The following is a 233-nucleotide window of genomic DNA, read 5'->3' as shown; positions in this document are numbered from 1 at the left end:
TATACATTTACACCAGCGACTAATTACAACGGACCAGTACCAACAATTGGTTATGACCTAGTAGATGATAATGATGCGACAGATACCGACAGTTCTACATTAGATATTACGGTAGCTCCAGTAACGGATGCAATCACCGATAACAATGAAACAGTAAGCACAAATGAAGACACCCCAGTAAGCGGAGATTTATTTGCGAACTTAACAGATGCAGATAGTGCGGATCATACAAT

At 39.9% G+C, this 233-nt stretch carries 1 protein-coding gene; it reads left to right on the top strand.

Annotation, left to right across the window (positions count from 1 at the left end):
- A partial coding sequence (locus Q0842_RS16245) for a hypothetical protein (protein ID WP_298500570.1) occupies positions 1 to 233 on the top strand: 233 nt, incomplete at both ends.

Origin of the sequence: uncultured Algibacter sp., assembly GCF_947495675.1 — a bacterium.
Lineage (GTDB): Bacteria > Bacteroidota > Bacteroidia > Flavobacteriales > Flavobacteriaceae > Algibacter_B.
Note: the sequence above shows the minus strand (reverse complement) of the source record. Positions and strands in the feature narration are given on the sequence as shown.